This is a genomic window from Kitasatospora sp. NEAU-69 (assembly GCF_057158765.1).
Genome location: NZ_JBWXUE010000011.1, coordinates 143,468 through 153,030, shown reverse-complemented (window position 1 = coordinate 153,030; position 9,563 = coordinate 143,468). Strand labels below are relative to the sequence as shown.

8 protein-coding genes are annotated in these 9,563 nt (G+C 71.4%); 4 read left to right on the top strand and 4 right to left on the bottom strand.

The features are described from left to right. Positions 1-82: 82 nt before the first annotated feature. Both AC060L_RS15290 and AC060L_RS15285 read right to left on the bottom strand, forming a co-directional pair. On the bottom strand, positions 83-880 hold the full coding sequence (locus tag AC060L_RS15290) for a VOC family protein (protein ID WP_483799273.1): 798 nt from the start codon (positions 878-880) through the stop codon (positions 83-85). 107 nt (positions 881-987) lie between these two features. Beyond that, on the bottom strand, positions 988-1,518 hold the full coding sequence (locus tag AC060L_RS15285; protein WP_483799272.1) for a MarR family winged helix-turn-helix transcriptional regulator: 531 nt from the start codon (positions 1,516-1,518) through the stop codon (positions 988-990). A 115-nt stretch (positions 1,519-1,633) separates the two neighbouring features. On the opposite strand from AC060L_RS15285, the gene AC060L_RS15280 reads away from it, so the two are divergent. The 3 genes from AC060L_RS15280 (at position 1,634) to AC060L_RS15270 (ending at position 5,382) form a co-directional block, all read left to right on the top strand. Next, positions 1,634-2,947 carry an MFS transporter gene (locus AC060L_RS15280; protein ID WP_483799271.1) on the top strand — a complete coding sequence of 438 codons (1,314 nt, stop codon included), beginning with the start codon at positions 1,634-1,636 and terminating at the stop codon, positions 2,945-2,947. A gap of 67 nt (positions 2,948-3,014) precedes the next feature. Then, complete coding sequence (locus AC060L_RS15275) at positions 3,015-4,559, top strand: dolichyl-phosphate-mannose--protein mannosyltransferase (protein ID WP_483799270.1); 1,545 nt, start codon at positions 3,015-3,017, stop codon at positions 4,557-4,559. 241 nt (positions 4,560-4,800) lie between these two features. After that, complete coding sequence (locus tag AC060L_RS15270; protein ID WP_483799269.1) at positions 4,801-5,382, top strand: TMEM165/GDT1 family protein; 582 nt, start codon at positions 4,801-4,803, stop codon at positions 5,380-5,382. Here AC060L_RS15270 and AC060L_RS15265 read toward each other — a convergent pair. Further along, positions 5,379-6,353 (bottom strand): peptidoglycan-binding domain-containing protein, encoded by a 975-nt coding sequence (locus tag AC060L_RS15265; RefSeq protein WP_483799268.1) that lies wholly within the window; start codon positions 6,351-6,353, stop codon positions 5,379-5,381. The genes AC060L_RS15270 and AC060L_RS15265 overlap by 4 nt on opposite strands. A gap of 229 nt (positions 6,354-6,582) precedes the next feature. Here AC060L_RS15265 and AC060L_RS15260 point away from each other — a divergent pair, with 229 nt between their 5' ends. Continuing rightward, positions 6,583-8,637 carry an MFS transporter gene (locus AC060L_RS15260; RefSeq protein ID WP_483799267.1) on the top strand — a complete coding sequence of 685 codons (2,055 nt, stop codon included), beginning with the start codon at positions 6,583-6,585 and terminating at the stop codon, positions 8,635-8,637. Positions 8,638-8,652: 15 nt separating this feature from the next. Here AC060L_RS15260 and AC060L_RS15255 read toward each other — a convergent pair whose 3' ends face one another. Further along, entirely contained in the window at positions 8,653-9,549 is an 897-nt protein-coding gene (locus AC060L_RS15255; protein WP_483799266.1) for a UTP--glucose-1-phosphate uridylyltransferase, read from the bottom strand. Between the last annotated feature and the right edge of the window lie 14 nt (positions 9,550-9,563).

The following is a 9,563-nucleotide window of genomic DNA, read 5'->3' as shown; positions in this document are numbered from 1 at the left end:
CAAACCCCACCCCCCTGGAGGGAAGAGCTAGTACCCCCAAAGCGATGGGGTGGGGGGGCCACGGTGCTGTCCTGTGGTCAGGTCACTCCGGCATCTGCGGCTTGATCACCCAGAAGGGCGCGCCCTGGCTGTCGGTGAGCGCGCTCATCCGCCCGACCGGCGTGTCCATCGGCGGCACCAGCACCGAGCCGCCGGCCCGGACCGCGGCGTCCACCGTGCTGTCCACGTCGTCCACCGCGAAGTACGTGGCCCAGTGCGGCGGCGTGCCGGGCGGGTGGTTCGCCAGGCTCTGCGCCCCGCCGACCCCCTTGCCGCCGACGTTGAGCGAGAAGTACTCGCCCATGCTCTCGGCGCCCGGCATCTCCATCGGCGCGATGTCGATCCCCAGGGCCGCCTTGTAGAACGGGGTCACCGCCTTGACGTCGGTGGTGTTCAGCTCGTTCCAGATGACCGCGCCGGCCTCGTTGACGATCTGCGCGCCGAAGAAGTCCAGCGGCTGCCAGATGCCGAAGACCGCGCCGGACGGGTCCTGGGCCACTGCCATCTTGCCGACCGTGCCGACGGTCATCACGTCGAAGAGCAGCTTGCCGCCGTTCGCGGTGATCTTGCCGGCGGTGGCCTCCGCGTCCTTGGTGGCCAGGTAGGTGGTCCAGACGGTGGGCGGCGGCGGGTTGTCGCCCATGGGGGTGGCCGCCATGATGCCGGCCACGGGCTTCCCATTCAGGGTGGCCACGGAGTAGCCCCCGAACTCCGGCGGGCCCACCTCCCCCTGCCAGCCGAGCAGATCGCGGTAGAAGTCCAGCGCCTGCTGCTGGTCAGGGGCCATCAGATCGACCCAGCACGGCGTACCGGGCGCATAGGGTTCGGTGACCTCGGGCATGCTTGTCGCCTCCAGGGCGCAGAGTCGGTGAGTCCCCCGGGTCTCACCCTTACTCCGGTGGCCCGCTCGCGCCACTCAAACGCGCCGCTCGCGCCACTGCCTGTCCGTCAGGGGCTGGTGCGCTCGATCCGGTGCAGCATCCGCCCGAGCAGCGCGGAGAGCGCGGCGCGTTCCTGGCCGACGATGTCCTGGAGCAGCTCCTCCTCGAAGACCGCGGCCATCCGCATCGACTCCAGCCACTTGTCGCGGCCGTTCTCGGTCAGCTCGATGATCACCCGCACCCGGTTCGCCTCGTCACGCTCCCGGGTGACCAGGTCCTCGGCGACCATCCGGTCGATCCGGTGCGTCATCGCGGCCGGCGTCAGGCCCAGCCGTTTGGCCAGCTCGCCGGGGCCGAGGCGGTACGGGCTGCCCGCGACGACCAGCGCCTTGAGCACCTCCCACTCCGCGTTGGTGATTCCGAGCACATTCATCTGTCGCGAGTAGGCCACCGCCATCCGCCGGGCCACTCGCGAGAGGCTCGACACGATCGTCTCCACCTGGGGGTCCACCATGGGGAACTCCCGCTGGTAGACCGCCACTTGTTCGGCGATGTCCAGCTCTGCGGCGGCCTCGTCGGCAGGCCTGCGTGTGCTCATGGCCCCAAGTCTCGCACGCGCGGCTGTCCCCGTTAAGCCTTTGACAGGACAGTCTTCCAGTCCTTAGAGTTTAGCTCCTAAGTCTTGCAGCCTGAACCTTCGAAGGGGTGTCTCCATGAAGCAGCAGAAGTACGGCGCGGGTGGCGGCGCCCTGCGCCGCGTCCAGCTCGGCAACGCGCTCAGCGCGTTCGGCAGCGGGTTCACGATGCCGTACATGTTCGTGTACGTGGACCAGGTGCGCGGGCTCGGTTCGCTCGCCGCCGGCATGGTCTTCACGGTCTTCGCGCTGGCCGCGCTCTTCGTGCTGCCGTTCGCGGGCCGTGGCATCGACAAGTACGGGCCGCGTCCGGTGCTGCTGGCCGGCTGCGCGATGGCCGCCACCGGCGCGTTCTCGTTCGGCCAGGCGAGCTCGACGGCCGGGCTGCTGATCGCCTCCTTCCTGTTCGGCGGCGGTGTCACCACCTGCCAGCCGGCGCTGGCGACCATGATCGTGCGCTGCTCGACCGCGAAGACCCGTTCGCACGCCTTCGCGCTGCAGTTCACCCTGGTCAACCTCGGGATGGGCATCGGCGCGCTGGTCGGCGGGCAGATCGTCAACGTCGCCGACCCGGCCAGCCTGACCCGGCTCTTCACCATCGAGGCGCTGACCTTCCTGGGCCTGGCCCTGGTCACCGGCACGGCCCGGATCCCGGCCGCCGCCCCGGTCCTGGTCACCGACGGCAACGCCCCGACCGGCGTGCGCGCGCTGGCCAAGGACAAGGCGATGATGCGGCTCTGCCTGCTCGCCGGGCTGATCTTCTTCACCTGCTACGGCCAGTTCGAGTCCGGCGTCGCGGCCTTCGCCACCGACACCGTGAAGACCGCGCCGTCCACCCTCGGCATGGCGATCGGCGCCAACGCGCTGACCATCGTGCTGCTGCAGATGTTCATGGTCCGGATCACCGCCCGCCGCCGGCGCACCACCGCGATGGCCGCCACCGGCGTGGTCTGGCTCGGCGCCTGGGGCGCGGCGCTGCTGGCCGGGCTGGTCCGCGGCGAGGCGGTGGCCGCCACCATCGCGATCGTCTCGATCTACGTGCTGTTCGGCGTCGGCGAGTCGATGCTCGCCCCGACCCTGGGTCCGATCGTCGCCGACCTGGCTCCGGCTCGGCTGCTCGGCACGTACAACTCGGCCTTCGCGCTGGTCAAGCAGATGGCGATCGCGGTCGGCCCGGCCGTCGGTGTGCTGCTGGTCGGCTCCGGCACCTGGCCGCTCTACCTGGCCGCGATGACCGGGTGCACGCTGCTGATCATCACCCTGGCGCTGCGCCTGCGCCGGCACCTCACGCCGGCCCAGGACAACGCGCGGCCGGCCGCCCCGGCCGAGGCCCCCGCGGCCGGCGGCAGCGGTCGCACCGTGCCGGTCCGTGAGCTGCAGACGGCGGCATGAGAGGGTGACCCGGTAATCCGCCACGGCCCACGGCCGTGGCGGTCACCGAGTCGACGACGGCGGGGTCATGGCAGCAACGGCAGTCGCCGAGCGCCCGGAGGTTCGGCCATCGGTCCTGGTGGAGCTGAACCGCCGGGTGCCCTGGCTGCTGCGCCACTCCGGCTGGCTCGGCCCGATCGCGGTCGCGCTCTTCGCCGGTGTGCTGCGGTTCTGGCACCTGGACTACCCGAACGCCTTCGTCTTCGACGAGACGTACTACCCCAAGGACGCCTGGTCACTGCTCCAGCAGGGCTACGAGGGCACCTGGCCGAGCAACGCCAACGACCAGATCCTGGGCGTCCCACAGGTCATCCCGCTCGGCTCGGCCGGCGCCTTCGTCGCGCACCCGCCGCTCGGCAAATGGGTGATCGCGGTGGGGGAGGGGATCTTCGGGCTGCACCCGTTCGGCTGGCGGGTGATGGTCGCGCTGCTCGGCACGCTCTCGGTGCTGATGCTGGCCCGGATCGGGCGCCGGCTGCTCGGCTCGACGCTGCTCGGCTGCACCGCCGCGCTGCTGATGTCGGTGGACGGCCTGCAGTTCGTGATGAGCCGCACCGGGCTGCTGGACGGCATCCTGATGTTCTTCGTGCTCGCCGCCTTCGGCTGCCTGCTGCTCGACCGGGACCAGGCCAGGGCCCGGCTCGCGGCGCCCGGCGTGGACGGCGACCGGGTGAAGCTGGGCCTGCGACCGTGGCGGATCGCGGCCGGGCTGCTGCTCGGCGCGGCCTGCTCGGTGAAGTGGAACGGCGCGCAGATCCTGGCCGCCTTCGGGCTGCTCACCGTGCTCTGGGACCAGGCCGGCCGGCGCGCGGCCGGTGCCCGGCACCCGGTGCGCAGCATGCTGCGGCGCGACGCGCTGCCGGCGTTCGCTTCGCTCGTCGTCGTCGCGGCGGGCACCTACCTGGCGGCCTGGAGCGGCTGGTTCGCGAGCAGCGGCGGCTACGACCGGCACTGGGCGGACACCCGCCCCGGCTTCGGCCCGGCCGCGTTCCGCAGCTGGTGGCACTACCAGTGGGAGATGTGGCACTTCAACACCACGCTCACCACCCCGCACACCTACCAGTCCAACCCGTGGAGCTGGCTGGTCCAGGGCCGGCCGGTCAGCATGTACTGGCAGCCCGTCGGCTACCCCGACCGGGGCTGCACCTCGACCGGCGGCTGCACGACGCAGATCCTCGCGCTCGGCACCCCGCTGCTCTGGTGGACCGCCGTCTTCGCGCTCGCGTACCTGCTGTACCGCTGGTTCTTCCGCCGGGACTGGCGCTCGGGCGCGATCCTGTGCGCGGTGGCCGCGATCTACCTGCCGTGGTTCCAGTTCCAGCAGCGCACGATCTTCTCGTTCTACATGGTCGTGCTGGTGCCGTTCCTCTGCCTGGCGGTCGCGCAGATGCTCGGCGCGGTGGTCGGCCCGCCGGGCGCGACGGCCAGGCGCCGGCTGTGGGGCGGGATCTCGGCGGGGGCCGTCGTGCTCGCGATCATGGGGTGCTTCCTCTACTTCCTGCCGCTCTACGACGGCCAGGTGATCCCGATGACCGAGTGGCAGGACCACATGTGGTTCGTCAGCTGGATCTGAGCTCCGGTAGGCTGGTGGTGTTGAAGGGGAGTAGCCCTCCACCGGACCGTCGACATACTGGCCGCTCAGCGATGAGGGGCCCGGCGCCCGGGACACCGCAGGGACCGAGTCCGGTCGGCGGTGTCGGCGAGACCTTCGGCCGTAGTGCTGTGATCGTTTGACAGTGCTGCTGGGCCGGGGTCTCTTTTTTTATTGGGGCCGTGCACCGGCCCGGTGGCCCCGACCGTAGGGAACCGCCCCGATGGACCTGACCGTATTCGCCGTCACGTTCGGCATCATCTTCCTCGCCGAACTCCCGGACAAGACCGCGCTGGCCGCGCTGATGCTCGGCGCCCGCTACCGCGCGGCGTACGTCTTCGCCGGGGTGGCCGCCGCGATGGCGGTGCAGGTCGGCCTCGCGCTCGTGGCGGGCCACCTGCTCTCGCTGCTGCCGCACCGCTGGGTGGAGGGCGTGACCGGGCTGCTCTTCCTGGCCGGCGCGCTGATGCTGCTGCTGCACAAGGAGGAGGACGAGGGCCACGAGGCGAAGGAGCCCTCCTCCGGCAGCTTCTGGAAGGTGGCCGGGACGAGCTTCCTGGTCGTCGCGGTCGCGGAGTTCGGCGACCTGACCCAGATCATGACCGCGAACCTGGCCGCCAAGTACAGCGACCTGCTCTCGGTGGGCCTGGGCGCCTGGCTCGCCCTCTGCGCGGTCGGCGGCCTGGCGATCCTGGGCGGTCAGAAGCTGCTGAAGCACGTCCCGATGAAGGTGATCATCCGGGTCGCGGCGGGCGCGATGCTGGTGCTGGCGACGATCAGCCTGGTGGGGGCGATCACGGGCTAGCAGGTGTCGCCGGCGGCGAGGGCGGCGGCGGTCGACTGGTCGTAGGTGCCCCAGCTGGATTGCCAGAGCGCGTTGGCGTTCTGGAACTGGCCCACCGCGTACTGGGTCGCCTTGTCATAGGTGCCCGGGGTGTAGCCACGGTCGAAGCACCCGGAGGCGTCCAGTTGCTGCTGGAGCGCAGCGACGTCCGGCCCGGTGGACTTGAGCTGGAGCGGGCGGAACGTCGGGCTCGGGCTGGCCGGGGCGCTGGTGCTCGGGGCCGCGCTGCTCGGGGGTGCGCTCGTGGGGGCCGGGGCGCTCGTACTCGGTGCGACCACGGGGACCGGTGGCGGCGGCGCGGCGGCCGTCGTCGCTGGCGGCGGGGTGGTGGGGGCGGGGGCCTGGGTGGTGGGGCGTGGTGCCGTGCGGCTCGGTCTGGGCGCGGCGGAAGTCGGCCGGGCCGACGTTGCGGGCGCGCTGCTGGCCGGGGCGGCCGAGGCGGCGGGGGTGCTCGCCGACGGGCTGGGGCTCTGGGTGGCCGCCAGCTCGGGGGCGCCGGTCGGCTGGACCGGCAGCGCCTGGTGGCTGCCGTTGCCGTCCGTCCCGGGGGAGAGCGCGAAGGCGATGCCGACGCCGAGCGCGACCACGCCGACGCCGGCGAGGACGATCACCCCCTGGCGGCGGTGCCGGGCGCGGCGGGCACCGGCGCGGCGGCCGGACGGGCCCGGACCGCTCTCGATCGGGAAGAGCCCGAGCTCGCGCGCCGGTCCGGCGGGCGGCGCCGGCGGCGGGGCGGGCGGCATCAGCGGCACGGCGTCCGGCGTCGGTCTCAGCACCGCGGTGTCGTACGAGTCGTCCAGCGGCACCTCGACGGCCGGCACGTACGGTCTGACCAGCGGCGGGCCCTCGAACAGCGGCAGCACGGCCGTCTCGGCCGCGTCCGGGTCCGGTACCGGAGTCGCGCCGGGGCCTGGGTGGGCGAATCCCGGCATGGACCGTTCCTCCTGGATTGTGTCAGCGGCTTCGAACGCGCCCGATTATGCAGGACACACGGCGACCCGGACAGTGCCGCCAGGCGTACCAATGGCCCAATCTGACCCCGCATAACCGGACAAACCTGACACGATGAGGGGCGAGCACCGGAAAGATTGTCAGATCATCCGGGCGTCTCGACCGGGTGTCTCATCCGGGCGTCAGCGTGTGAGCCGAGGAGGATCTGGCATGGCGGAGCCGGTGACCGGGGTCGAAGCGTCCCCCTCCCAGCAGCCACCGGTGCACAACCTCTGGGTGCCGATCGGCGCGTTGCTGCTCGCGCTGCTGCTGGCCGCGCTCGACCAGACCATCGTCTCGACCGCGCTGCCGACCATCGTCAGCGACCTGGGCGGCCTGGAACACCTGTCCTGGGTGGTCACCGCCTACCTGCTCGCCTCCACCGCCGTCACCCCGCTCTGGGGCAAGCTCGGCGACATGTACGGCCGGAAGCGGTTCTTCCAGGCCTCGATCGTGATCTTCCTGATCGGCTCCGCGCTCTGCGGCGTCGCGCAGAACATGGGCGAGCTGATCGCGTTCCGCGCCCTGCAGGGCCTCGGCGGCGGCGGGCTGATCGTGCTCACCCAGGCGATCGTCGGCGACCTGGTGCCGCCCCGCGACCGGGGCAAGTACCAGGGCCTCTTCGGCGCGGTGTTCGGCGCCACCAGCGTGCTCGGCCCGCTGCTCGGCGGCTTCTTCGTCGATCAGCTCTCCTGGCGCTGGGTCTTCTACATCAACCTGCCGATCGGCGTGGTCGCGCTGGTCGTGATCGCGGTCGTGCTGCACAGCACCGAGACCAAGCGCAAGCACCGGATCGACTACCCGGGCATCGTGCTGATCGCGACGGTGGCCACCTGCTTCGTGCTGATGACCTCGCTCGGCGGCGTGAGCTACGCCTGGGGCTCCTGGCAGATCATCGGCCTGGGCGTGCTCGGCGTGCTGCTGCTCGCCGTCTTCGTCATGGTCGAGCGCCAGGCCGAGGAGGCCGTACTGCCGCCGCGGCTCTTCGCCTCGCGCACCTTCAGCCTGATCGCGGTGATCTCCTTCGTGGTCGGCTTCGCGATGTTCGGCGCGCTGACCTACCTGCCGACCTTCCTCCAGGTCGTGCAGGGCGTCTCGCCGACCCTGTCCGGCGTGCACATGCTGCCGATGGTGCTCGGCATGCTGGTCACCTCGATCGGCTCCGGCCAGATCGTCGCCAGGACCGGCCACTACCGGATCTTCCCGATCGCCGGCACGGCCGTGGTGACGGTCGGCCTGGTGCTGCTGTCGCGGCTGACCGAGTCCACCTCGACCACCGTGATGAGCCTGTACTTCCTGGTCTTCGGCCTCGGCCTGGGCCTGGTGCTCCAGGTGCTGGTGCTGATCGTGCAGAACTCGGTCGGCTACCAGGACCTCGGGGTGGCGACCGCCGCAGCGACGTTCTTCCGCTCGATCGGCGCCTCGTTCGGCGTCTCGATCTTCGGCACCATCTTCACCACCGGCCTCACCCACAAGCTCAATGACGCGCTGCGCGGCGCGACGCTGCCGCCCGGCTTCCGGCCCGGCGAGATCACCGCCGACCCGCGGGTGATCAAGACGCTGCCGCCGGCCGTCGAACACAACATCCTGCACGCCTACGCCAGCTCGATCTCCGAGGTCTTCCTGTACGCGGCGCCGGTCGCGTTCGTCGCGTTCGTGCTCTCGCTCTTCGTCAGGGAGCAGCCGCTGCGCGCCTCGGTGACCGCTCCCGACCTCGGCGAGTCGATCGGCATGAACCCGGTCGAGCGCTCCTCGGTGGACGAGATCGCCCGCGCGCTGACCGTGCTGAGCAGCCGGGAGGCGCGCCGCGACCTCTACCGGCGGATCACCGCCGAGGCCGAGCTGGACCTACTGCCCGCCTCCAGCTGGCTGCTGCTCCAGATGCACCGGCAGGGCTCGGTCGAACCGGCCGAGCTCGCCGAACGCCGGATCATCCCGCCCGCCGTCGTCGAGGCCGCCGCGCGTGAGGTCGAGGGCCGCGGGCTCGCGCGGCGCAACGGCCTGCCGATGCACCTCACCGAGCAGGGCGAGCAGTTCGCGGTGCGGCTGGTCGCGGCCCGGCGCTCGCAGCTGGCCAAGCTGTGCGGCGACTGGGACGAGAAGCAGTACGCCGACCTGGCCGAGCTGCTCACCCGGCTGGCCGACAACCTGTGCGGGGACGAGCACGACCGGCCCGACGCGACCCCCGTCGCGCACGTGCCGCACAACGAGGGCCGCTCGTTCTGAGGTACTGGGCAGTGCCTAGTTGCCCGCGAACTCCGCGGCGAAGCGCCGCAGGTGGGGGCCGTACTCCGGGTGCGAGAGCGCGGCGGCGAACTGGGCGGTGAGGTAGGCGATCGGATTGCCGGTGTCGTACCAGGTGCCGTCGATCACCTGGCCGTAGACCGCGCGGGTGGTGGCGTAGAGGTTGATCGCGTCGGTCAGGTAGATCTCGCCGCTCTGGTGTTCGTACCAGCGCTTGGTCTGCTCGCGCAGCTCGTCGATGATGCCCGGGGTGATCACGTAGCCGCCGATCGCGGCGTACGCCGACGGCGCGTCGTCCGGCCGGGGCTTCTCGACCAGGCCGGTGATCCGCAGCGAACCGCCGCCCAGGTCCTCCTTGACGATCGGCACGCCGTATCTCGGCGCGTCGGCCGGGTCCATCGGCATCAGGGCGAGCACCGGCGAGTTGGTGGCCTGGTAGGCCGTCATCAGCTGCTGGGCGCGCGGGATCTCGGCGACGAAGACGTCGTCGGGCCAGAGCACGAGCATCGGTTCGTCGCCGAAGTTGCGGGCCGCGTTCAGCACGGGCGTGCCGTTGCCGTAAGGGCCGTGCTGGTCGAGGTAGGTGATGTGCCCGCGGCGGGAGAGCTCGCCGACCTCCTCGACCGCGTCGGCGTAGGCCGCCTTGCCGTCGGCGCGCAGCTGGGCGACCAGCGCGGGGTTGGGCCGGAAGTGGTCCTGGATCAGGCTCTTGTTGCCGGAGACCACGATGGTGATGTCCGTGATGCCGGAGGCGACCAGCTCGCGCACGGTGTGCTCGATCACCGGCATGTCGCCGACCGGCAGCATCTCCTTCGGCGTCGCCTTGGTGAGCGGGAGCAGACGGGAGCCGAGGCCGGCGGCGGGGATGACGGCACGGCGGATGGCGGCTGGCATGGGGCTCCTTCGTG